Source organism: Pseudomonas rustica (assembly GCF_049959085.1).
GTDB lineage: Bacteria > Pseudomonadota > Gammaproteobacteria > Pseudomonadales > Pseudomonadaceae > Aquipseudomonas > Aquipseudomonas rustica.
This window is the reverse complement of the sequence record NZ_CP188200.1, coordinates 931,110-954,659: the sequence shown is the minus strand read 5'-3', so window position 1 is coordinate 954,659 and position 23,550 is coordinate 931,110. Positions and strand designations below refer to the sequence as shown.

Sequence of the window (23,550 nt, the reverse complement as noted above, 5' to 3'; positions counted from 1 at the left end):
TCGTGTCCGTCGGTTCCCCTCCTCCGCGTTCGTCACTGTTGCTGGCGCTGTTATTCAGCCCGGTGGTGCTGGCAGACGACCTGTTCATCGACAGCGAAGCGCTGCCGCAGGTGCTGACCGCCACGCGTTTGAAGCAGACGCCGGCGGAAGTGCCGGGAAGCATGACCGTACTCGACAGTGAATTGATCAACGCCAGCGGCGCCCGCGACATCAGCGAACTGCTGCGGCTGGTGCCGGGAATGATGGTCGGCAACATCAGCGGCAATCAGGCGGCGGTCAATTACCACGGCACCAACGCCACCGAAGCGCGGCGCATGCAAGTGCTGATCGACGGCCGTTCGGTGTACCGCGCCGGTTTGGCCACGGTGGACTGGAGCGATATTCCGGTGGCCATGGAAGACATCGAGCGCATCGAAGTCTTTCGCGGCCCGAACACCGTCAGCTACGGCGCCAACGCGCTGATGGCGGTGGTCAACATCATCACCCGTCACCCGGCGGACAGCCACGGCACGCGACTGAAAATCACCCGTGGCCAGCGCGGCATCAATGATTTCTATGCCAGTCAGGGCACCGGTTGGAATGGCGGCGATCTTCGCCTGTCGTTGTCCGGTCAGGAAGATGACGGTTTCGACAGCGACCGCCGTGGCGACGACTATCGCGACAGCCGCCGCTTGAACCGCTTCAGCCTCGCGGTCAGCCACACCCTCAGCGATAACCAGAGCCTCGACTGGCAGGTCAACGCCAAGGACGGCACCAACCAGCGGCCCTACACCTACCACCCGGTGTTCTCGGGGATTACCGCCGCCGGGAACAATTCCGACGTGGTGGCGAAGGATTACGCTGGTTCGGTGCGCTGGAATCTCGACATCAATCCCGAGCACAGCCTTTATGTACAAGCTTCGGCGCAACACTGGGATCGTCAGCAAACGTGGCGCGCCTGTGATGCCGAAGTGTCGTTCAGCCCTGAGTTGACGCAACTGTGGCAGCTCAACCCGAATTACACCGAACGCCTGGCGCGCAACATCACCCAGTTCACCGGCCCCGGTGCCGCGCCCGGTACGCCGCAGGAAATGGCCCTGGCCAACCAAGTGCTCGATCAATGGCGCAACGGTGCCAGCCGAACCCTGTGCGGTGACATCGACCAGAGCGCCCGCGAATCGCGCTACGACCTCGAATTGCAGGACACCCTCAGCCTGTCCGACAGCCTGCGTCTGGTCAGCGGCATGAACTATCGTTACGACCGCGCCGACTCCGAAACCTATTTCAACGGCACACTGGACGACACCACCTGGCGCGCGTTCGGCCAACTGGAATGGCGCGCGACAGAACACTGGTTGTTGCAGGGCGGCGCGATGTACGAGGACACGCAACTGATCGGCAGTTCGCTGACCCCGCGCTTTGCGATCAACTACCTGATCAATCCGCGCCACAGCCTGCGCGCGGTGTACTCGGAAGCGATCCGCTCGCCGGACATGTTCGAAAACAACGTCAACTGGAGCTATCAGGTGAGCAACCTGCGGCCCTCGGCCTACGGCCAGTCTTCGGCGCGTTATTTCGTCAAGACCCGTGGCCCGGGCGATCTCGATCAGGAACACATGCGCTCGCGCGAGTTGGGCTACAACGGCTATTTCGCCGAGCTCGGTCTGGCCCTCGACGTGAAGCTGTTCTACGACGAAATCACCGGAATGATCAGCGAGCCGTTGCGCAACAATCAGTACATCGCCAGCAACGCCAACAGCTCACGTTTTCGCGGCACCGAAACCCAGCTCGACTGGCGCGTGAGCCGGGCCGACCGTTTGCGCTTCACGTATGCCTTCGTCGATGCCGAGGCGAGCAATCCAATGGATCAGCAATTCACTTCGCGCAACAGTGGTTCCGCCGGCTGGCTGCGCGACTGGGGCCACGGCTGGAACAGTGCCCTCTTCTATTACGGCGACAACGCCCTCAACGGCTACCGCTTCGAACGGGTCGACACGCGCATCGCCAAACGCATCGCGCTGGGCAAGGCGCAGTTGCAACTGGCCGGCGTGCTGCAACAGCGCCTCGACCATGAGCCGACCACTTTCGTTGACAACAACTACGACGAGCGCCGAGTCATGTACTTCAGCGCCGAGTTGGAGTTCTAGGATGCGATTGGGCACGTCACGGAAGACGCCAACCCTGGGCCACTGGCTGGCCGGGCTCTGCCTGTTTTTGACCGCGTGGCTGCACGGCGTCGGAGTGCAGGCCGCCGACATTCTGTTGACCGGCACCGAAGACAGCCCCGGTGTGCAGGCGTTCGTCGAGGCGCTGAGCGAATTGCGCCCGACCGATAACGTGCGTTTTCAGCCACTGGCAAGCCTGCCGGCGCCGGGTAAATTACCGTCCAGCCTGCGGCTTATCCTGCTTGACCTGCCGGCGCTGGACTGGCGCCTGCAAGATGCCCAAGGCCCGGCAACGCTGGTGCTGCGCATCAGCCGTCTGCAAGCGCGGCAACGTTTTGGTACAGCGCAACCACCGCACCTGAGCCTGTTGTGGAGCGATCCGCCGCTGGCTCGACAGTTGCAATTGATCCGACGGATTCTGCCGCAGGCCAAGCGGGTCGGCGTGCTGTTCGATGAGCACAGCGAATTCCTCCTCAAAGAACTGAATCTGATTGCCGAGCCGCTGAATCTGCAGATCTTCAGCCAGCGCTGGGACAACACCAACGACAGTCGCCCGTTACAAATAGTCCTGAAAAACAGCGACGTGCTGCTCGGCCTCGACGACCCTGACCTGTACAACCCGAAAACCGCGAAGAACCTGCTGCTCAGCAGCTATGCGCGGCACGTCGCGCTAATCGGACCGAATGCTGCCTTCGTACGCGCCGGCAGCCTGGCCAGCAGTTACAGCGACCAGAGCGACTGGCTGGCGATTCTGGATGATTTGCTCGACCAGCCCACCACGCGCTGGCCGCGAACGCTCTATCCCGAACGTTTTAAAGTCTCAAGTAATGCGCAGGTAGCGCGTTCCTTAGGGATCGAACCGTTGAATGAAGCGTCTGTCGCCAGAACGCTGGCTGAAGGAGAACGCCACTGATGAGTTTCCGTCGCCGTTGGGACATCAACACCCGCACCCAGTTGATCAGCTTGGGCCCAGCGCTGTTGCTGACCTTGTTGTTGATCAGCTTCTTCACCTTTGTGCGCATTCAGGATTTGCGGCAAGAGCTGACTCACACCGGTCAGTTGATCGCCAACCAACTGGCGCCCGCCACCGAATACGGGGTGATTTCCGGCAACAATGAAGTGCTGGAAAGTCTGCTCAGGGCCACGCTGGCCACGCCGAATGTGCGTTTCCTTGAGGTGCAGGACAGCGCCAACCGGATTCTGGTGTACGTCGAGCAACCGGCGGCGTCCCACAGCCAACCGCATCAGGTCGAGGTGTTTCAGGCGCCGGTGCGATTGCAACGCATCGCTCTGCACAATGATTTTTTCCAGGACACCAAAGCCAATAACGCGGCGGCCGGCGAGGATTATCTGGGGCGGGTGATCGTCGGTCTGTCCAACGATGCCTTTAATCAGCGTCAGCAGGAAATTCTGCTCAAGGCCGGAATTCTCGCGCTGTTTGCCCTGCTCTTCACCTTCGTATTGGCGCGGCGTCTGGCCGGCAGTCTGTCGCAGCCGATCCGCGACATCGGCAATGCGGTCAAGGCGATTCAGGAAGGCGAGTACAAAACTCCGCTGCCGATTGTCGATGACACCGAACTCGGCGCGCTGTCACAGCACATCAATAACCTTGCTCAGGCGCTGGAGCAGGCCAGCCGCGAACAGCATCAGGCGATGGCGCAGTTGATCCAGACCCGCGAGGAAGCGGAAAAGGCCAACAACGCCAAATCCGACTTTCTGGCGATGATGAGCCATGAACTGCGCACGCCCATGAACGGCGTACTCGGCATGCTGCAACTGCTGGAAACCACTGAGATGACCGAGGAGCAGGTCGAGTACGCCGCCCTCGCCTCCGAGTCCACCGAACACTTGCTGAAAGTCATTAACGATATTCTCGATTTCTCGCGGATCGAACGCTCAGAGCTGGAGCTGGAACACATTCCGTTCAACCTCGCCGAGTTGATCAGTGCCTGCGCGCAGTCGTTCCAGCACAGCGCGGTACAACGGGGTCTGGCGCTGAATCTGCGGGTTCCCGAGGACATGCGCGGCTTGCAAGTACAGGGCGATCCGACGCGGATCCGGCAGATTCTGGTCAACCTGGTCGGCAATGCGCTGAAGTTCACCGAACAGGGTCGGGTCAGCATCGAGGCGCAGTGGCAGTCGCTGGATCACGAACTGCTGTGGTTCACCTGCTCGGTGCGCGACAGCGGCATCGGTATTTCGTCGGAGAGTCTGGAGCTGATGTTCAACGCGTTCCAGCAGGCGGACAGTTCGATTTCACGGCGTTACGGCGGTACCGGCCTCGGTTTGCCGATCGCGCGAACGCTGGCCGAGCGCATGGGCGGCACATTGCGCGCGCAAAGCGAGGAAGGTCGCGGCTCAGTGTTTACCCTGGAGATTCCGCTGGCGCTGTCGAAGCAGGCGTTGCCGCAATTGACCGCGCCGCGCACGCTGAATGGCGACGGCCACGGTGAAGGGCGCAATGTGCTGCTGGTCGAGGATAACCCGGTCAATCAAACGGTGATTGAAGCGATGCTGCGCAGTCTGGGCTTTACTGTCAGCGTGGCTACCGATGGCGCGCAAGCGGTGCGCAGTGCCGAAGAAAATGATTTCGAAGTGATTCTGATGGATTGCCGCTTGCCAATTATCGACGGCTACGAGGCGACTCGGCAGATTCGCTGTCTGCCCGGGCGCACCGACGTGCCGATCATCGCGCTGACTGCCAACGCTTTGCAGGGCGACCGCGAAACCTGCCTGCAGGCGGGTATGAACGATTATCTGGCGAAGCCGTTCAAACGTAATGATCTGCAGCAGATTCTGCAGCGCTGGGTGTCGTAGAGTGGGCCTTTCGACCATCTGCGACTGGCGTGAAAAGCGAAAGTGCGGCAGTCTTAGGCACCCGAACGAGCCTCAAAAGGGGCTTGATTAAAAATTTCAGTGCACAAGTGTACATTCATGTCCTTGGTGCTGTGACTTTCACCACAACGCAATAGTCTATGAGTAGGCTGCCGGTTCGAGGCATGAACGCTTCGAACGGTCGGGAAGATTTGCCCCACCTGCCGCATGGGATTATTGAGGAGCTCGCATGACCAAACAAAACGCCTTTACTCGGGAAGATCTGCTGCGCTGCAGTCGCGGTGAGCTGTTCGGCCCAGGTAACGCGCAACTGCCCGCCCCGAACATGCTGATGGTGGATCGCATCACCCATATCAGTGAAGAGGGTGGCAAGTACGGCAAAGGTGAATTGGTCGCCGAACTGGATATCAACCCTGACCTGTGGTTCTTCGCGTGCCACTTCGAAGGTGATCCGGTGATGCCGGGCTGCCTGGGTCTGGATGCCATGTGGCAACTGGTCGGCTTCTTCCTGGGCTGGCAAGGCCTGCCGGGCCGTGGCCGTGCGCTGGGTTCGGGCGAAGTGAAATTCTTCGGTCAGGTACTGCCGACCGCCAAGAAAGTCACTTACAACATTCAAATCAAGCGCGTCCTCAAGGGCAAGCTGAACCTGGCTATTGCCGACGGTTCGGTGTCTGTTGACGGTCGCGAAATCTACACCGCCGAAGGCCTTCGCGTCGGCGTGTTCACCTCCACTGACAACTTCTAAGGGTTATTCGCATGCGCCGCGTCGTTATCACTGGTCTGGGCATTGTTTCGTGCCTGGGCAATGACAAAGAGACCGTCTCCGCTAACCTGCGTGCAAGCCGCCCTGGCATCCGGTTCAACCCGGAATATGCCGAAATGGGTCTGCGTAGCCAGGTTTCCGGCTCCATCGACCTCAACCTTGAAGAGCTGATCGATCGCAAGATCTATCGCTTCGTCGGCCACGCAGCGGCTTACGCCTACCTGGCCATGAAAGACGCCATTGCTGACTCCGGCCTGACCGAAGAGCAAGTGTCCAACCCGCGTACCGGCCTCGTTGCTGGCTCCGGTGGTGCTTCCACGCTGAACCAGATGGAAGCGCTGGACATCCTGCGCGAGAAAGGCGTGAAGCGCGTTGGCCCATACCGTGTAACGCGGACCATGAGCAGCACCGTTTCCGCTTGCCTGGCCACGCCATTCAAGATCAAAGGCCTGAACTACTCCATCGCTTCTGCCTGCGCCACCAGTGCTCACTGCATCGGTACCGCCATGGAACAGATCCAGATGGGCAAGCAGGACATCGTCTTCGCCGGTGGCGGTGAAGAAGAGCACTGGAGCCAGTCGTTCCTGTTCGACGCCATGGGCGCTCTGTCCAGCAAGCGTAACGACACTCCGGAACTGGCTTCCCGTGCCTACGACAAAGACCGTGACGGTTTCGTCATCGCTGGCGGTGGCGGCATGGTCGTGGTTGAAGAGCTGGAACACGCTCTGGCCCGTGGCGCGAAAATCTACGCCGAAATCGTTGGCTACGGCGCGACGTCCGACGGCTACGACATGGTTGCCCCGAGCGGCGAAGGCGCGATCCGCTGCATGCAGATGGCGATGTCCACCGTTGATACCCCGATCGACTACCTGAACACCCACGGCACTTCGACTCCGGTCGGCGACGTTGCGGAAATGAAAGGTGTGCGTGAAGTGTTCGGCGACAAGGCACCGGCGATCAGCTCGACCAAGAGCCTGTCCGGTCACTCCCTGGGCGCTGCCGGCGTTCACGAAGCGATCTACTGCATGCTGATGATGGAAGGCAACTTCATTGCCGGCTCCGCCAACATCGACGAGCTGGACCCTGAAGTGGCCGATCTGCCGGTGCTGACCAAGACCCGCGAGAACGCCACCATCAACACCGTGATGAGCAACAGCTTCGGCTTCGGCGGCACCAACGCCACGCTGGTACTGAAGCGCTGGGAAGGCAAGTAATTCCCCGAGCTTGAGCCACACATAAAAACGCCCCGACTGGTTCGGGGCGTTTTTTTTCGTCTGAAGAAAACTCCTGGCCCAACACAAATCCCCTATCTGATCGTTCCCACGCTCTGCGTGGGAATGCTGCCCGTGACGCTCCGCGTCACTGGACGCAGAGCGTCCCAAGAGGCATTCCCACGCAGAGCGTGGGAACGATCAACGCGGAGCGTGGGAACGATCAAGATCGCAGCCTTCGGCAGCTCCTACACAGGGTTGCGTGCATCTGGAAATGAAACTTCTGTCATGAAACTTTACCCCCTGCGACCGAATGTCGCGGTTTACGGGGGCTGCAGCACTGTTGCAAAAACCGCAACAACACATTGCATAAATCAGCCGTTTACTTAGCAAGCTAACAAAACATATAAAAGAGTCCTGCACACGCCTTGCTGCAGATAAACCAGAGATTGGAGCTAGCAGATGACTGTAAAAGTAACTGAACGCGACGATTCACACATGTCCCATGAAGGCGTAGCCGCGGGTATACGGATCTGGGATGTGCATCAACAAGACTTGCTGGTCGGCATGTTCCACAACGAGATCGATGCCCACAACTATAAGGCCGAACTGGAAGTGCAAGAACAGCAACGGGATCTACGATCCGCCTGACTCACCACTCTTCAGGGTTGCAGCCTGCCCCTTTCGGGGTGGCAGGCTGCAACAACATCAAAACCTTCACACCACGCGAATCACACTCAAATAAAGGTTGTCGTCGATTTCCTCCGAAGCTATTTCATCGACGATCAGCCCCTCCTCGAGTCTGACCACCTCACATGCACCACGGCCCATGCCGTCATTCCTGATTGAGTACTGCACGGCAGTCGGGTGCTGCTTGTCGTAGTCCAAGGACATGCCGCAGGCAATCAGGAAGTCGATTTTCACTTCAGGGATTTCAACTTCCTTATCCCGCTCACCTTCCTTCAGCACGGCATAGTCAAGGCACACGTTAATGCCGAACGGGCATCCCGGCACCAGGCTATTGATAAACAGCCCTTCGTATCCGTCAAAGTAACTGTGCTCCGCGCTGACGGAACTGTGATCCTTGACCTTGATGACAAACTCATCAAACAGCCTGAAGAACCAAAACCATCTTCATTGCCAATATGCTGACCAAAATCGATGCCGGAAACATGGCGCTTGGGCCACATCGACATCAACGGTATATCTGCCTCGTATTCTTTATTTGTGATGGTCAGCAAATAATTGATGACCTCGTAATAACTTGCGTCACCCTCGCCTATCTTTACCAACGTCGCACAACTTCCCGCCAACAGTACAATCTTGCCATAGCGTTCCATCGGCAGATCTTTCATTAACGACGAAATGTACGCGGGGACTTTTTCCAGGTAAGCGGTCGTTAGTTCGTGCAGTTCTTCTTCGCTGTCGACTTCACGCCAAGGGATATTCCAGAAAAACTCTGGCAGGGTGAAGAACAGACAGTCCGCGCCATCGTGATCCGCGGCAGCGGCCTTGGCGGCGATCCTGATCTTGCGGCGTACGTACTCGGCCCGCACATCCAGTTCGCTGATCACGTAATCGGTAATTGACTGGCCAGGCGCCCGCAACTCAAAAAACTGCGGTTCAAAAGTCGGTTGGCGCAACGAAGCAATGCTTAATAACATTAGCAATATCCTTATTCATTCAAGTTAATTCCATTTATTCTCCCCTACAAAAAAAACCTATATAAAAATGCAACGCGCTGTTTATAAGCAGCGCAAAATCTTCACACTTCAAACACGTTAATTTCTGCCAAAAGAAAACCCGCCGATCGTATCGATACGAATCGGCGGGTTCAATCTATAAACACTTTCAAAGTACTAACAAAGATGTAAGTCGCTAGAACATTAAACCATTACCACATCAGATCATCAGGAATCTGATACGCCGCATACGGATCATCTTCGGTGCTGACTTCTTCGGTCTGCACGTTGAGTTGCACGATGCGCTGCGGATCGCGCTCCTGGATCTTCAGGGCCGCTTCACGCGGAATCACTTCGTAGCCGCCGGCATGGTGGACGATCGCCAGCGAACCGCTGCTGAGCTTGTTGCGCATCAGCGTGTTGACCGAGATCCGCTTGACCTTCTTGTCGTCGACGAAGTTGTAGTAGTCCTCGGTGGTCAGCTTCGGCAGACGCGAGACTTCAATCAGTTGCTTGACCTGAGCAGCACGCGCCTTGGCTTCTACTTTCTCCTGCTGTTGGCGGTTCAGCTCCTGGTCGCGCTTGACCTTCTCGGCCTTGGCTTCCTGAGCGGCGCGCTGTTGCGAGTCATCCAGTTCGATCTGGCCTTTATGCGCCAGACGCTGCTGCTTCTGCTTGTCTTTGCCGACCTGCTTGGCCTGCTTTTGGTTGACCAGGCCTGCTTTGAGCAACTGGTCGCGAAGGGAAATACTCATTGATGCTTACTCACTTGGGCAGTTGCTCAGCCGCAGCTGGGCGCATTCTTTTCCTGACGTTTGGCTTCGCCCCACAGGGCGTCCAACTCTTCGAGGGTGCAATCTTCTATGGGACGGTGGGTGTCGCGCAATGCCTGTTCGATAAAACGGAAGCGTCTTTCGAATTTGCTGTTGGCGCCACGCAGCGAAGTTTCCGGGTCGACCTTCAGATGCCGGGCCAGATTGACCACGGAAAACAGCAAATCACCGATCTCGTCCGCCACGGCGACAGGATCGTTTTGCGACATGGCTTCAAGGACTTCATCGAGCTCTTCGCGCACCTTGTCGAATACCGGCAAAGCCTCCGGCCAGTCGAAACCGACCTGCCCGGCACGCTTCTGCAGCTTGGCTGAACGCGACAAGGCTGGCAGCGTGGCCGGCACGTCGTCGAGCAGCGACAGTTGCTCGGGCGCAGCGGATTGCTCGGCACGTTCTTCGGCCTTGATCTCTTCCCAGCGCTGCTTGACCTGTTCTTCGCTCAAGCGCGGCACGTCCAGCGGCGCGTACAGATCGCCCGTTGGGAACACGTGCGGATGACGACGGATGAGTTTGCGAGTGATGCTGTCGATCACCCCGGCAAATTCGAAGCGCCCTTCTTCCTTGGCCAACTGGCTGTAATAGACGACCTGGAACAACAGATCGCCGAGCTCGCCCTGCAAATGATCGAAGTCGCCACGCTCAATGGCGTCGGCCACTTCGTAGGCTTCTTCAAGGGTGTGCGGAACGATGGTCGCGTAGGTTTGCTTGATGTCCCACGGGCAACCGAACTGCGGATCGCGCAGACAGTTCATCAGATGGAGCAGGTCTTCAAGGCTGTACATCATTTATCTCTCACCACAAAACCTTGTGGGAGCGAGCCTGCTCGCGAAAGCGGTGTGTCTGCAACAATGATGTCGACTGACACACCCTCTTCGCGAGCAGGCTCGCTCCCACAGTTGATCGGCGTCGATCTTCACGGGGTACGGTTACGCCGCGTTTCGATGATGTTCGGCAACTGGGAAATCCGCCCCAACAACCGTCCCAGCGCATCCAGACCCGGGATCTCGATGGTCAGGGACATCAACGCGGTGTTGTCCTCTTTGTTCGAGCGGGTGTTGACCGCCAGCACGTTGATGCGCTCGTTGAGCAGCACCTGCGAAACGTCACGCAGCAGACCGGAACGGTCGTAGGCACGGATGATAATGTCCACCGGATAGGTGAGCACCGGCACCGGGCCCCAGCTCACCTGAATGATCCGCTCTGGCTCGCGCCCCGACAGTTGCAGCACCGAGGCGCAGTCCTGACGGTGAATGCTCACGCCACGGCCCTGTGTGATGTAGCCGACGATCGCATCGCCCGGCAGCGGTTGGCAGCAGCCAGCCATCTGCGTCATCAAGTTACCGACGCCCTGAATCTGAATGTCGCCGCGCTTGCCCGGTTTGTAACCGGTGGCTTTGCGCGGTATCAGTTCCAGCTGCTCGTTACCACGCTCCGGCTCGACCAGTTGTTGCGCGAGGTTGACCAGTTGCGCCAGACGCAAGTCGCCGGCACCAAGGGCGGCGAACATGTCTTCGGCGGTTTTCATGTTGGCCTTGTCGGCCAGCTTGTCGAAGTCCACCGCTGGCAGACCGAGGCGCGCCAGTTCGCGTTCGATCAGGGTTTTACCGGCGGCGACGTTCTGATCACGCGCCTGCAATTTAAACCAGTGAACAATCTTCGCCCGCGCCCGCGAGGTGGTGACGTAGCCAAGGTTCGAGTTCAGCCAGTCGCGGCTCGGCGTGCCGTGCTTGCTGGTGATGATCTCGACCTGTTCACCGGTCTGCAGGCTGTAGTTGAGCGGGACGATGCGCCCGTTGATCTTCGCGCCACGGCAGTTGTGACCGATCTCGGTGTGCACGCGGTAAGCGAAGTCCAGCGGCGTCGCGCCTTTCGGCAAGTCGATGGCGTGACCGTCGGGGGTGAAGATGTACACCCGATCCGGTTCGATATCGACGCGCAACTGTTCGGCCAGACCACCGATATCGCCCAGCTCTTCGTGCCACTCGAGCACCTGGCGCAGCCAGGAGATTTTCTCTTCGTAGTGATTCGAACCGGATTTGACGTCGGTGCCTTTGTAGCGCCAGTGCGCGCAGACGCCGAGCTCGGCTTCTTCGTGCATCGAGTGCGTCCGGATCTGCACCTCAAGCACTTTACCCTCAGGGCCGATCACCGCCGTGTGCAGCGAGCGGTAGCCGTTCTCTTTCGGGTTGGCGATGTAGTCGTCGAATTCTTTCGGGATGTGCCGCCACAAGGTGTGGACGATGCCGAGCGCGGTGTAGCAGTCGCGCATCTCCGGCACCAGCACACGCACCGCACGCACGTCGTAGATCTGGCTGAATTCCAGCCCCTTGCGCTGCATTTTGCGCCAGATCGAATAGATGTGTTTGGCCCGGCCGCTGATGTCGGCGTCAACGCCGGTGGCCTGCAATTCGTCCTTGAGCTGGGTCATCACGTCGGCGATGAAACGCTCGCGATCAAGCCGTCGCTCGTGGAGCAACTTGGCGATCTGTTTGTATTGATCCGGCTCGAGGTAACGGAAGGACAAGTCCTCCAGTTCCCATTTGATATGACCGATGCCGAGGCGATGCGCGAGCGGCGCATAGATGTCGAACACTTCGCGGGCGACGCGGTTACGCTTTTCATCGTCGGCGGTTTTCACCGCACGAATCGCGCAGGTACGTTCGGCCAGTTTGATCAGCGCGACGCGCACGTCGTCGACCATCGCCACGAGCATCTTGCGCAGGTTTTCCACCTGCCCTTGCGTGCCCATCACCATCGACTGACGCGGACTGAGGCTGGCGCTGATCGCAGCCATGCGCTGCACGCCGTCGATCAGCTTGGCCACCACCGGGCCGAAGCGCTGGCTGATGGCCGCGAGTTCGATCTGGCCTTCGCGCACGCCGCGATACAGCACCGCAGCGACCAGCGAATCCTGATCGAGTTTGAGGTCGGCGAGAATCTCGGCGATCTCAAGTCCCGTGCTGAAACTCCCGGAGCCTTCGGCCCACAGATTCTTCTTGGCATTGGACTGTTGTTCGGCCTCGCGAGCGAACTCGCAGGCTTCTTTCAAGGCTTCGCGATCCAGTGCCAGATCGACACTGACCGCGTGATCGAGCCAAGCCTCGAGATTGATACTGCCGTCAGTGTTGATCGGCTGGTGTGCTCTCACCTGTACCATCTTGCTTTACCTTCCCTACGACGCAGATTCAATGCGTCAAATCGCTGACCTCTACTGCCCGTTTGCGCTCGCGGGGCTGATGCGAGCGCTGCGCGGACAGGTCAGGCGGATTCAGACGAGCCATCCTGGCTCGCTTCAAATAACGCCATGGCCTCGACATGTGCCGTCTGAGGAAACATATCGAGAATCCCGGCACGTTTTAACCGGTAGCCCTGCTTGATCAATTCGACCGTGTCGCGCGCCAGCGTTGCCGGGTTGCACGACACATACACCAACCGCTTGGCGCCAAGGGTCGCAAGCTTGCGTACCACCTCGAAAGCACCGTCACGCGGTGGATCCAAGAGTACCGCAGAAAAACCGTTTCCGATCCACTGAGCATGGCTCAAAGGCTGGGATAAATCGGCTTGAAAAAACTTTGTGTTATGCAAATTGTTACTAGCAGCGTTGGCTGCGGCGCGATCAACCATGGTCTGCACGCCTTCGACCGCCACCACTTCACGCACGGATTTGGCCAGCGGCAAGGCAAAGTTGCCGAGGCCGCAGAACAGATCCAGCACGCGCTCATCGCTGCCCGGCGTCAACCAGTCCAGCGCCTGCGCGACCATCGCCTCGTTGACGCCGGCGTTGACCTGAATAAAGTCGCCCGGCCGGTACGCCAGGTTCAAATCCCACTGCTCCAGGCGATAGCCCAGCGACTGCGTGGCATCGACCGGTTGCGGCTCGCCTTCGCCATGCAGCCACAATTGCGCTTCATGAAACTGGCAGAAGTCCTTGAGGATGCTCAGATCCGCTTCGGACAACGGCGCCATGTGCCGCAGCAATACCGCCAGCGACGAGCCGCTGAACAACTCGACGTGACCCAACGCTTGCGGCTTGCTCAAGCGACGGAGCATCTCCGGCAAGCGGGTCATGATCGGTTGCAAGGGCTGTACCAGCACCGGGCATTCGCTGATCGCGACAATGTCCTGACTGCCAGCCGCGCGAAAACCGACTTCGAGTTTCTTCGCTTTCATGTCCCAGCGCACCGCGATCCGGGCACGACGGCGATAGCCGAATTCCGGGCCGGTCAGCGGCGCTGCCCACTCTTCAGGTTCGACACCGGCAACGCGCGACAATTGCTCGGCGAGCATGCGCTGTTTCAGGGCAAGCTGTTCGCTGTGGGGCAAATGCTGAACGCTGCAACCGCCACAACGACCGGCATGCTGACACGGCGCCGGGCGACGCAGTTCGCTGGCGGTGAACACGCGCTCGGTGCGCGCCTCGACCACTTTGCCGTGGGCGCCGAGCACCCGCGCTTCGACCTCTTCACCGGCAAGGGCGCCGAGGACGAACCAGGTTTTGCCTTCGAAAAACGCGATGCCGCGACCGTCATTGGCCAGGCGCTCGATGCTCAAGCGCTGCTTCTTGCCGGTCGGAATTTGCGCAGCCTTGCTGCCACCGGTGGGTTGAAAGCGCAGGCCTCTCTCGTGCTTGGCCATCAGTTGGGCGCGTCGAAAATGCCGGTCGACAGGTAACGGTCGCCACGGTCGCAGATGATCGCGACGATCACCGCGTTTTCAACTTCTTTGGACAGGCGCAACATCGCTGCCACCGCACCGCCCGAGGACACGCCGCAGAAGATGCCTTCTTCACGGGCCAGACGCCGGGTGACGTCTTCGGCTTCGCTTTGCGCCATGTCGACGATACGATCAACACGGTCAGCCTGATAAATCTTCGGCAGGTATTCCTGCGGCCAGCGGCGAATGCCGGGAATGGCCGAGCCTTCCATCGGCTGCAAACCGACGATCTGCACGTTGTCGCTCTGCTCTTTCAAGTAGCGCGAAACGCCCATGATGGTGCCGGTGGTGCCCATCGAACTGACGAAATGGGTGATGGTGCCCTGGGTCTGACGCCAGATTTCCGGACCGGTGGTGGTGTAGTGCGCTTCAGGATTGTCGCCATTGGCGAACTGATCGAGCACCTTGCCACGGCCTTCGGCTTCCATACGCTGCGCGAGGTCGCGCGCGCCTTCCATGCCTTCTTCCTGACTGACCAGAATCAGCTCGGCACCGTAAGCGGTCATCGCCGCTTTGCGCTCGGCGCTGGAATTGTCCGGCATGATCAGGATCATCTTGTAACCCTTGATCGCGGCGGCCATGGCCAGCGCAATGCCGGTGTTACCCGAAGTCGCTTCAATCAGCGTATCGCCGGCGTGGATCTGCCCACGCAACTCGGCGCGAGTGATCATCGACAACGCCGGACGGTCCTTGACCGAACCCGCCGGGTTATTCCCTTCGAGCTTGAGCAATAGGGTGTTGCTGGTGGCACCGGGCAGGCGCTGCAAACGCACCAGCGGAGTGTTGCCGACGCAATCGGCGATGGTTGGGTACTGCAAGGTCATGGCGTATTCGCAATCCAGACGTGCGGGGGCGCCTATCATACCGGCAAACCCGCGCAGGCCATATCACGCAAAGTGCGGTGCTTATGGTTTATGGGAATAAGCAGCATTTGTCTCACCACTGGTGAGAGTTTTAAGCTCGGCAGTTTCATTTGTAGCGATGAGAATGGCCTCTTCGCGAGCAGGCTCGCTCCCACAGGGGACGGTGTCGCTCAAAAAATTAGTGTCAACAGTGCTGACAGTTAGAAGTGTTGATTACACAATCCGTGGTGAACAAAGATCCAATGTGGGAGCGAGCCTGCTCGCGAATGCGTCAGTCGGCGCAATGTCACCTTCAGCCATCAAGCGCAAATTCAGCCGCAACCCCACCCCGCCATTCTCCGCCCAAATAAACCCGCCCTGACGCTGCACCGCATTGCGCGCAATGCTCAGCCCCAAACCAAACCCTCCGTCGCCGGGCCGCGAGCCATCCAGTCGGGTGAATGGTAAAAAGATCCGCTGCAGATCCGCGTCAGCCACACCACCGCCCTGATCCTCCAGCCACAAATGCCAGTAATCACCATCACGCCGTCCATCGAGCCGGACGATCCCGCCTTCCGGCGAATGCCGAATGGCGTTGCGCAAAATGTTCTCCAGCGCCTGCGCCAGCGTGTTGAGATTGCCGCGCACCCAGCACGATGCCTCGACCGAACACTGCAATTGCAGGCTCGGCCAGCCGCTTTCGTAACAGGCGTTGTCGGTAAGCATTTCCCACAGCGCCTGAATCTGGATCGCCTCGTCCGGCAGTGGCGTGCGGTCGGTGTCGAGCCAGGCCAGTTGCAAGGTGTCTTCGACCAGCCGTTGCATGCCGTCGACTTCACGCCCGATGCGCTCGCGCAATTGCGGCAGACCTTGCTCACTTTCGCTGGCCACGCGCAGGCGGCTCAGCGGCGTGCGCAATTCGTGGGACAGGTCGCGGAGCAATTGCTGTTGCAGGGCGACGGTGGATTGCAGGCGTTCGGACATCGAGTCAAACGCCCTTGCCAGTTCGCCGAGCTCATCCGGGCGCTGGGTAATCCCGCTCGACAACCGCACATTCAATTGATCAGCACGCCAGGCGTTGGCCTGTTCGCGCAAATTATTCAGCGGCACCACCAGCAAGCGATACAACCCGACACACAACAGCAAAGTGAACAGTCCCGGAATCACGCCGTTGGTGATCACCCGCCAGAACACCCGATATTTGCCCGGCAGAAAACGCTCGGGCAATTCGATCACCAGACTGCCAGCGGCCGGGTCTTTGGGAAATGGAATGCGCAGCCACGGCCGCCCCTGTTTGTGAATCGGCCAGTCGAGGCCGCGCAAAAAGGTCAGGTGCTGGGTTTCCTGATCGTTCAGCGGGTCGTTGCTCAGCGACTGCAAATTGCCGCCGATCACGCCGACCCAACTGGCCTCGCGCAATTCCATGCTCTGTAACCAGTCATCAATACCGCTGCGACCACCGCGCTGCCAGGCACGTTCGGCCTCACCGGCATAACGCGTTAAGGTGCCGCGCGCCTCATCGGAGAGAAACTGATTGCGCTCCTCCATATAGCGGCCCCACGACCAGCTCAGCCAGATCATCAGCAGACAGAAGGCGACCAGCAGACAGGCGAGTTTCCAGAACAGCGAATGGCGGCCCGGCAGTTCAGACAGTTTCATCGGCACCGCTCAGTACATAACCCTTGCCCCACACCGTGCGCACTTCCCGCTCGATGTAACCGATGGCTTTGAGTTTGCGGCGGATCTGGCTGATGTGCATGTCGAGGCTGCGATCGTGGGCCGCGTAGCCGCGTTGCAAAACGTGCTGATAAAGGAAGGCTTTGCTCAGCACTTCTTCATCATTGCGGTTGAGGGTTTCCAGCAGACGAAATTCGCTACGGGTCAGCCCGGCAGGTTGATCGCGGAAAAACACGTCGCACTGTTCATCGTCAAAATGCAGCGCGCTGATCGTCGCGGCAGGCGCACTCGCCGCCGGACGCCGATCCAGCGCGACCCGGCGCAGGATCGCTTCGATGCGCACATGCAGCTCGGCCATGCTGAACGGCTTGGGCAGATAATCATCGGCGCCCAGTCGGAAACCGCTGATGCGATCGGCCTCGGCACCCAGGGCCGACATCAGCAGCACCGGCGTCGAATGGCTCTGGCGCAATTGCGTCAGCACGTTCAAACCATCCATGCCCGGCAGCAGAATATCCATCAGCACCACGTCGAACGGCTGGCGCTTGGCAATGTTCAAGCCCTCCTGACCGTTCTGGCACCAGGTCACCTGAAAGCCGCTGCGGCCCAGATGTTCGTGAACATAGGCGCCGAGTACCGGATCGTCCTCGATGGAAAGTATGCGTGGCTGGCCAACGGAAACAGGAGTCATGAGTATCTGCAAGTCATTCTCAGTTGAGGGCGATTATTCAAGATTGCCGGGCATCGGGCAACTGATGGTTAGCCCTTCGGACAAACGAGCACCCACACGCTGACCGATGGCGACACCATTTTTCCGGAGATTGCCCGCGAGCAAATCGCTACACTGCGCCAATGTCGCGTGCCGGATGCACGCATGAGTCAACAGATCAGCGGGATGCAGGAGATAGGCGTGCTCAAGAAACTGGGAATCAAAGGTCGCGTGTTGTTGCTGACCTTGTTGCCGACCAGCCTGATGGCGCTGGTGCTGGGTGGCTATTTCACCTGGATGCAGCAGTCCGACTTGCAGAGCCAATTGATGCAGCGCGGCGAAATGATCGCCGAACAACTGGCCCCGCTGGTCGCACCCGCCATGGGTCACGGCAACAATGAGTTGCTGGAGCGCATCGCCACGCAATCCCTTGAACAACCCGACGTGCGCGCGGTGACGTTCCTAGCGCCGGATCGCTCGCCGCTGGCCCACGCCGGCCCGACCATGCTCAATCAGGCGCCGAGCGGCGACAGCGCGCAACTGCAACGACGCAGCGGCAATGACGCGACGCGTTACCTGATGCCGGTGTTCGGCAAGCATCGCAACCTCGCCGGTGAACTGATCCCGGCAGAGTCAGACCGCCTCTTGGGCTGGGTCGAACTGGAGCTGTCGCACAACGGCATGTTGCTACGCGGTTATCGCAGCCTGTTCGCCAGCCTTCTATTAATAGTCGCCGGTCTGGCCGGTGCCGCGCTGCTGGCGCTGCGCATGGGCCGCACCATCAACCGTCCGCTGGGCCAGATCAAACAGGCCGTCGCGCAACTCAAGGACGGTCATCTGGAAACCCGCCTGCCGCCGCTCGGCAGTCAGGAACTGGATGAACTCGCTTCCGGCATCAATCGCATGGCCGGCACCCTGCAGAACGCCCGCGAAGAGTTGCAGCACAGCGTCGATCAGGCCACCGAAGACGTGCGCCAGAATCTGGAAACCATCGAGATCCAGAACATCGAACTGGATCTGGCGCGCAAAGAAGCGCTGGAGGCGAGCCGGATCAAATCCGAATTCCTCGCCAACATGAGCCACGAGATCCGCACGCCACTCAACGGCATTCTCGGCTTCACGCATCTGTTGCAGAAAAGCGAACTGACCCCGCGTCAGCTCGACTATCTGGGCACCATCGAAAAATCCGCCGACAGCCTGCTGGGCATCATCAACGAGATCCTCGACTTCTCGAAAATCGAGGCCGGCAAACTGGTGCTCGACCATATTCCGTTCAACCTGCGCGACCTGTTGCAGGACACTCTGACCATCCTCGCCCCAGCCGCGCACGCCAAGCAATTGGAGCTGGTCAGTCTGGTGTATCGCGACACGCCGCTGTCGCTGGTCGGCGATCCGCTGCGCCTCAAGCAGATCCTCACCAATCTGGTCAGCAACGCGATCAAGTTCACCCGCGAAGGCACCATCGTCGCCCGCGCCATGCTCGAAGAAGAGCACGAAGACAGCGTGCAACTGCGCATCAGCATTCAGGACACCGGCATCGGCCTGTCGAATCAGGACGTGCGCGCACTGTTTCAAGCGTTCAGCCAAGCCGACAATTCGCTGTCGCGCCAGCCCGGCGGCACCGGGTTGGGGCTGGTGATTTCCAAACGCTTGATCGAGCAGATGGGCGGCGAAATCGGCGTCGACAGCACGCCGGGCGAAGGTTCGGAATTCTGGATCAGCCTGAGCCTGCCAAAAACCCGCGACGACGCCGAAGACCTGCCCGCCGCGCCGCTGCTCGGGCGCCGCGTGGCGGTGCTGGAAAATCACGAACTGGCGCGTCAGGCCTTGCAGCATCAACTGGAAGATTGCGGCCTCGACGTCACACCGTTCAATACCCTCGAAACCTTGACCAATGGCGTCACCGGCGCGCATCAGACCGATCAGGCGATTGATCTGGCGGTCATCGGCATCACCAGCAACGACATGCTGCCGGAGCGTTTGAACCAGCACATCTGGGATCTCGAACACCTCGGCTGCAAAGTACTGGTGCTGTGCCCGACCACCGAGCAGACGCTGTTCCATCTGTCGGTGCCCAACCCGCACAGCCAGTTGCAGGCGAAACCGGCGTGCACGCGCAAGTTGCGCCGGGCCTTGTCCGATCTGGTCAATCCGCGCCAGATGCGCAGCGAACCGGGCGAGCCGTTGTCGAGTCGTGCGCCGCGTGTGCTGTGCGTCGACGACAACCCGGCAAACCTGTTGCTGGTGCAGACCTTGCTCGAAGACATGGGCGCCAAAGTGCTCGCGGTCGAGAGCGGTTACGCCGCTGTCAAAGCCGTGCAAACGGAATCCTTCGATCTGGTGCTGATGGACGTGCAGATGCCCGGCATGGACGGGCGTCAGAGTACCGAAACCATTCGCCAGTGGGAAAGCGAGCGGCATTGCACGCCGCTGCCGATCGTCGCCCTCACCGCCCACGCGATGGCCAACGAAAAACGCGCGCTACTGCAAAGCGGCATGGACGATTACCTGACCAAACCGATCAGCGAGCGGCAACTGGCGCAGGTGGTGTTGAAGTGGACCGGTCTGGCCTTGCGCAATCAGGCGCCGGATCGACTCAGCGACAGCGCTGCACTCAACCATGAATTGCCGGTGCTCGATCACGACGAAGGTTTGCGTCTGGCCGCCGGCAAAGCCGATCTGGCGGCGGACATGCTGGCGATGCTGCTGGCCTCGCTTGAAGCCGACCGTGAAGCGATTCGCACGGCCCGCGACAGCCACGATCAAAACGCTTTGCTTGAGCGCGTGCATCGCTTGCACGGCGCCACCCGTTACTGCGGCGTGCCGCAATTGCGCGCGGCCTGTCAGCGCAGCGAAACCCTGCTCAAGCAGGATGACCCCAAGGCCTCGGCAGCGCTGGATGAACTTGAACGCTCGATCAATCGCCTGGCCACGCAAGCGAAGATCAGCGCCTGACCCAGCGCAACACCGCCTACCGCTGTTGCCGCTAAAGTGCTCGCGGGTGTTTCAACCCGCGTCGATGCTCTAGGAGGATTTCATGCGCACGATCGTTTTCAGCAGCCAGACCTACGACCGCGACAGCTTCCTCGCCGCCGACTGCCCGGCGGATCTCGAACTGCATTTTCAACCGGCCCGGCTCAGCCTCGACACAGCGGCCCTCGCCGATCAGCACGAAGTAGTCTGCGCGTTTATCAATGACGACCTCAGCGCGCCGGTGCTGGAACGTCTCGCCGCTGGTGGCACGCGGCTGATTGCCTTGCGTTCGGCGGGTTACAACCATGTCGATCTGCCTGCCGCCAAGCGTTTAGGACTGGCGGTCGTGCGTGTTCCCGCGTATTCGCCGCATGCTGTAGCTGAACATGCGGTGGCATTGATTCTCGCCCTCAACCGTCGTCTGCACCGCGCCTACAACCGCACTCGCGAAGGTGATTTCACCCTGCACGGTCTGACCGGGTTTGATCTGGTTGGCAAAACGGTGGGCATCGTCGGCACCGGACAGATCGGTGCGACCTTCGCGAAAATCATGCACGGTTTCGGCTGCAAGTTGCTCGCTTACGACCCGTATCCAAACCCGGACGTTGTCGCTTTGGGCGCGCGTTATCTGAGCTTGCCGGAGCTGCTCGCGCAGTCGCGGATCATCAGCCTGCACTGCCCGCTCAATGAGCAGAGCAAACACCTGATCAACCGCGAGTCACTGGCGCACATGCAGGCCGGCGCGATGCTGATCAACACCGGGCGCGGCGGACTGGTCGACACGCCAGCGCTGATCGACGCACTGAAGGACGGTCAACTCGGTTATCTGGGGCTGGATGTTTACGAGGAAGAGGCACAGCTATTTTTCGAGGATCGTTCGGACTTGCCGTTACAGGACGATGTGCTGGCGCGATTGCTGACCTTTCCTAACGTGATCATCACCGCGCATCAGGCGTTTCTCACGCGCGAGGCACTGGGCGCGATCGCGGCAACCACGCTGCACAACATCGCGACCTGGGCGGCGGGTTCGCCGCAGAACCAGGTCGAGGGCTGACCGTTATTTCGGCGACAGCGACGACGCCAGAATCAGCAAGGCCAGCCAGCCGAAGCCGAACAGCCGTTGTTTCGCCGAGTGCCCGTTGCGCAGCAAGAACCAGACAAACACCATCGGCAGCAGGAAGATCATGATCTTCAGCCAGCCTTCGACCGGGCGGCTGCCATCGGCATTGATCTGCGGTTGAACCGGTTGCGCCGCTTGCTGACGACGACGGCGCCCTGCTGCGGCGGGCATCACTTTCGGTAGCGGTTCAGCGGCGGGCGGGACAACGGCCTCCGGCACAGCCTTGTTGCGCGGCAGACTGCCGAAAGAAATCGTCGGGGCCTTCGTGGGGGCAGCGGCGGCCTGCGCTTGCACATGCGCCGCTTGCTCGGCCATCGGGGCCCCGCAATGAATGCACACCAAGGCTTCGGAACTGATGTTCCGCTTGCATTCATAACATTCGATCAGCGCCATGTTCCGTTCCTTCAGAGTCGAGGGCGGCAGTTTGCCATGGGTGCGGGTCGATTTGAACCGGATCGAAGGTCGCACGCGCGCATCATCCTGCAATCGAGCCCGTGCTAGCATGTCGCGCATATTTGGAGGACCCATGGTCGAACACGATTTCCGCTACACGCTGATGAACCCGCAACACACCCTCACCGAATGCCGCGCCCTCGTTCCGGGCCGCTATCAGGTCACCGGCAACGGTGGTTCGATTCGCATCGGTGACGCGCTGTTGGTCACCCTTAAAGGCAGCAAGGATTTGTCCATGCGCCTGACCGTCGAAACCGTCCGCCACCTGATCAATCCGCCGGGCCAATGGACTGCGATGACCACCGGCCCGGTGTTCGGCGAACTGGCGATCCACACCTGGCAGGTCAACTGCGACAGCTGCGCCAAAGAGCTGAGCTTTGAGTTCGCCGTGGACGCCAAGCTGGGCAAAACCGCAGAGAAACCGGCGGCCACCGCGCGTATCGCCGAGCTGGGCTGGAAAGCCGTTGGCGACAAGCACCTGTGCCCGAAATGCCAGGAGCCTGCGTGATGAAACGCTTTGCCCTGACCGCGTTGGTCGGTGTTGGTCTGGTGGGTTGTGCGGCTGAGCCTGTGCAACTGCAACAAAACCGCAGCTACATTCTGGAATGGATCGGTGAACGGCCATTGATGGATTACAGCCATCTGACCGTGACCCTCGGCGAGGATGGTCGCGCTTACGGCAACGGCGGCTGCAACCATTGGTTCGCGCCGTACACGCTGGAAGGCGACAAGCTGAGCTTCGGCAAAATCGGCAAGACCCGCAAACTGTGCGCGCCGGCGTTGATGGAGCAGGAGCAACGTTTCCTCGAGGCGCTGGAACATGTCGAGCGCTGGGACATCTCGCCGATCGAGCAGATGCGCTTCTGGCCGGCTGAAGGCAAGCCTTTGCGTTGGTGGCTGGAAGAGGGTTGATTGTTCAGCCGCAAAAAAGATCGCAGCCTTCGGCAGCTCCTACATGAGTCCGCGTACCCCCTGTAGGAGCTGCCGAAGGCTGCGATCTTTTGATCGTTCCCACACTCCGGCGTGGGAACGAGCCTGACCGGCAACAACCTATTTAGTAGCCTGCAACGCCTCCAGCTTCGCCATCACCCCCGCCGCCGTCTGCTCGCCCATCAGCTGTTCACGCACCTTGCCTTTGTTGTCGATGATGTACGTCACCGGCAGCGCTTCACTGCGCGGCACGTCGAACAACTCCGCCGGATCCTGCGCCAGCACGGTGAACTTGATACCGAGTTTTTCACTGGCCTCTTTCAGCTCCGCGCCCTGCACGTTGTCGAAGTTAACCCCGAACACGCCGACGTTCTTGCCCTTGAGCTCGTCAGCCAGATGATTGAGTTCCGGAATCTCCGTTCGGCACGGCCCGCACCATTCGGCCCAGTAGTTAAGCACTACCCATTGTTTGTCCAGACGCTCGGACGCGACTTTCTGCCCGTTCTGGTCGATGCCGTAGTCGTTGCCGCAGCCCCCCAGCATCAACGCCCCGATAATCGTCAATGCCGCTGCCAATCGCCGTGTCATGTCATGTTCCTTGTGAAAATTTAAACGCGCCTGCGACCCATCGCCTCTGACGGTTCTGGATTGCGCGCTGCACAGTT

The 23,550-nt window shown here is 59.8% G+C and carries 21 protein-coding genes; 10 read left to right on the top strand and 11 right to left on the bottom strand.

The annotated features are described in order from the left end of the window. Window positions 1-2: 2 nt before the first annotated feature. The 6 genes from ACP3TY_RS04535 to ACP3TY_RS04510 all read left to right on the top strand — a co-directional run bounded on the left by ACP3TY_RS04535 (window position 3) and on the right by ACP3TY_RS04510 (window position 7,604). Window positions 3-2,126 carry a TonB-dependent receptor plug domain-containing protein gene (locus tag ACP3TY_RS04535; protein WP_426619318.1) on the top strand — a complete coding sequence of 708 codons (2,124 nt, stop codon included), beginning with the start codon at window positions 3-5 and terminating at the stop codon, window positions 2,124-2,126. A gap of 1 nt (window position 2,127) precedes the next feature. Then, complete coding sequence (locus ACP3TY_RS04530; protein WP_426619317.1) at window positions 2,128-3,057, top strand: ABC transporter substrate-binding protein; 930 nt, start codon at window positions 2,128-2,130, stop codon at window positions 3,055-3,057. Continuing rightward, complete coding sequence (locus ACP3TY_RS04525) at window positions 3,057-4,961, top strand: response regulator (protein ID WP_053122748.1); 1,905 nt, start codon at window positions 3,057-3,059, stop codon at window positions 4,959-4,961. Before ACP3TY_RS04530 ends, ACP3TY_RS04525 begins: the two co-directional genes overlap by 1 nt. Window positions 4,962-5,208: 247 nt before the next feature. Then, window positions 5,209-5,724 carry a 3-hydroxyacyl-[acyl-carrier-protein] dehydratase FabA gene (gene fabA / locus ACP3TY_RS04520; protein ID WP_003172830.1) on the top strand — a complete coding sequence of 172 codons (516 nt, stop codon included), beginning with the start codon at window positions 5,209-5,211 and terminating at the stop codon, window positions 5,722-5,724. An 11-nt stretch (window positions 5,725-5,735) separates the two neighbouring features. After that, complete coding sequence (fabB, locus tag ACP3TY_RS04515) at window positions 5,736-6,956, top strand: beta-ketoacyl-ACP synthase I (RefSeq protein ID WP_053122750.1); 1,221 nt, start codon at window positions 5,736-5,738, stop codon at window positions 6,954-6,956. Window positions 6,957-7,415: 459 nt separating this feature from the next. Then, entirely contained in the window at window positions 7,416-7,604 is a 189-nt protein-coding gene (locus ACP3TY_RS04510; RefSeq protein WP_008079144.1) for a hypothetical protein, read from the top strand. A gap of 66 nt (window positions 7,605-7,670) precedes the next feature. Here the strand turns inward: ACP3TY_RS04510 and ACP3TY_RS04505 are convergent, their stop codons facing one another. The 9 genes from ACP3TY_RS04505 to ACP3TY_RS04465 all read right to left on the bottom strand — a co-directional run bounded on the left by ACP3TY_RS04505 (window position 7,671) and on the right by ACP3TY_RS04465 (window position 17,391). After that, window positions 7,671-7,922, bottom strand: a complete 252-nt coding sequence (locus tag ACP3TY_RS04505) for a hypothetical protein (protein WP_426619316.1) — start codon at window positions 7,920-7,922, stop codon at window positions 7,671-7,673. After that, window positions 7,916-8,617 (bottom strand): hypothetical protein, encoded by a 702-nt coding sequence (locus tag ACP3TY_RS04500; RefSeq protein WP_426619315.1) that lies wholly within the window; start codon window positions 8,615-8,617, stop codon window positions 7,916-7,918. The genes ACP3TY_RS04505 and ACP3TY_RS04500 overlap by 7 nt, the downstream gene beginning before the upstream one ends. 230 nt (window positions 8,618-8,847) lie before the next feature. Then, a complete protein-coding gene (locus ACP3TY_RS04495; RefSeq protein ID WP_053122756.1) occupies window positions 8,848-9,390 on the bottom strand; it encodes a DUF2058 domain-containing protein in 543 nt (180 codons plus the stop codon). A gap of 26 nt (window positions 9,391-9,416) precedes the next feature. Further along, a complete protein-coding gene (gene mazG, locus ACP3TY_RS04490; RefSeq protein WP_426620431.1) occupies window positions 9,417-10,250 on the bottom strand; it encodes a nucleoside triphosphate pyrophosphohydrolase in 834 nt (277 codons plus the stop codon). 131 nt (window positions 10,251-10,381) lie between these two features. Beyond that, window positions 10,382-12,625 (bottom strand): GTP diphosphokinase, encoded by a 2,244-nt coding sequence (gene relA, locus ACP3TY_RS04485; protein ID WP_053122760.1) that lies wholly within the window; start codon window positions 12,623-12,625, stop codon window positions 10,382-10,384. 101 nt (window positions 12,626-12,726) lie between these two features. Beyond that, window positions 12,727-14,103 (bottom strand): 23S rRNA (uracil(1939)-C(5))-methyltransferase RlmD, encoded by a 1,377-nt coding sequence (gene rlmD, locus ACP3TY_RS04480; protein WP_426619314.1) that lies wholly within the window; start codon window positions 14,101-14,103, stop codon window positions 12,727-12,729. Next, window positions 14,103-15,005, bottom strand: coding sequence for a cysteine synthase CysM (cysM, locus tag ACP3TY_RS04475; protein WP_053122764.1), 903 nt, complete (start codon window positions 15,003-15,005; stop codon window positions 14,103-14,105). Before cysM ends, rlmD begins: the two co-directional genes overlap by 1 nt. Before the next feature lie 252 nt (window positions 15,006-15,257). Then, the gene (locus ACP3TY_RS04470) at window positions 15,258-16,682 is read right to left on the bottom strand and encodes a histidine kinase sensor domain-containing protein (RefSeq protein ID WP_426619313.1); all 1,425 of its coding nucleotides are present in this window, start codon (window positions 16,680-16,682) and stop codon (window positions 15,258-15,260) included. Continuing rightward, window positions 16,669-17,391, bottom strand: a complete 723-nt coding sequence (locus ACP3TY_RS04465; protein ID WP_426619312.1) for a response regulator transcription factor — start codon at window positions 17,389-17,391, stop codon at window positions 16,669-16,671. Before ACP3TY_RS04465 ends, ACP3TY_RS04470 begins: the two co-directional genes overlap by 14 nt. Window positions 17,392-17,610: 219 nt before the next feature. Here ACP3TY_RS04465 and ACP3TY_RS04460 point away from each other — a divergent pair, with 219 nt between their 5' ends. Then, the gene (locus ACP3TY_RS04460) at window positions 17,611-20,364 is read left to right on the top strand and encodes a response regulator (RefSeq protein ID WP_053123306.1); all 2,754 of its coding nucleotides are present in this window, start codon (window positions 17,611-17,613) and stop codon (window positions 20,362-20,364) included. An 82-nt stretch (window positions 20,365-20,446) separates the two neighbouring features. Continuing rightward, entirely contained in the window at window positions 20,447-21,436 is a 990-nt protein-coding gene (locus ACP3TY_RS04455; protein WP_426619311.1) for a 2-hydroxyacid dehydrogenase, read from the top strand. A gap of 3 nt (window positions 21,437-21,439) precedes the next feature. On the opposite strand, the gene ACP3TY_RS04450 is transcribed toward ACP3TY_RS04455, so the two are convergent. Next, window positions 21,440-21,895 (bottom strand): hypothetical protein, encoded by a 456-nt coding sequence (locus tag ACP3TY_RS04450; RefSeq protein ID WP_426619310.1) that lies wholly within the window; start codon window positions 21,893-21,895, stop codon window positions 21,440-21,442. 133 nt (window positions 21,896-22,028) lie between these two features. On the opposite strand from ACP3TY_RS04450, the gene ACP3TY_RS04445 reads away from it, so the two are divergent. Together ACP3TY_RS04445 and ACP3TY_RS04440 are read left to right on the top strand one after the other, a co-directional pair. Continuing rightward, window positions 22,029-22,463: a hypothetical protein gene (locus tag ACP3TY_RS04445; RefSeq protein WP_038367468.1), complete on the top strand. Its 435-nt coding sequence runs from the start codon at window positions 22,029-22,031 to the stop codon at window positions 22,461-22,463. After that, window positions 22,463-22,867: an META domain-containing protein gene (locus ACP3TY_RS04440; protein WP_053122774.1), complete on the top strand. Its 405-nt coding sequence runs from the start codon at window positions 22,463-22,465 to the stop codon at window positions 22,865-22,867. The genes ACP3TY_RS04445 and ACP3TY_RS04440 overlap by 1 nt, the downstream gene beginning before the upstream one ends. A 138-nt stretch (window positions 22,868-23,005) precedes the next feature. On the opposite strand, the gene ACP3TY_RS04435 is transcribed toward ACP3TY_RS04440, so the two are convergent. Beyond that, on the bottom strand, window positions 23,006-23,473 hold the full coding sequence (locus tag ACP3TY_RS04435; RefSeq protein WP_159814989.1) for a TlpA disulfide reductase family protein: 468 nt from the start codon (window positions 23,471-23,473) through the stop codon (window positions 23,006-23,008). Between the last annotated feature and the right edge of the window lie 77 nt (window positions 23,474-23,550).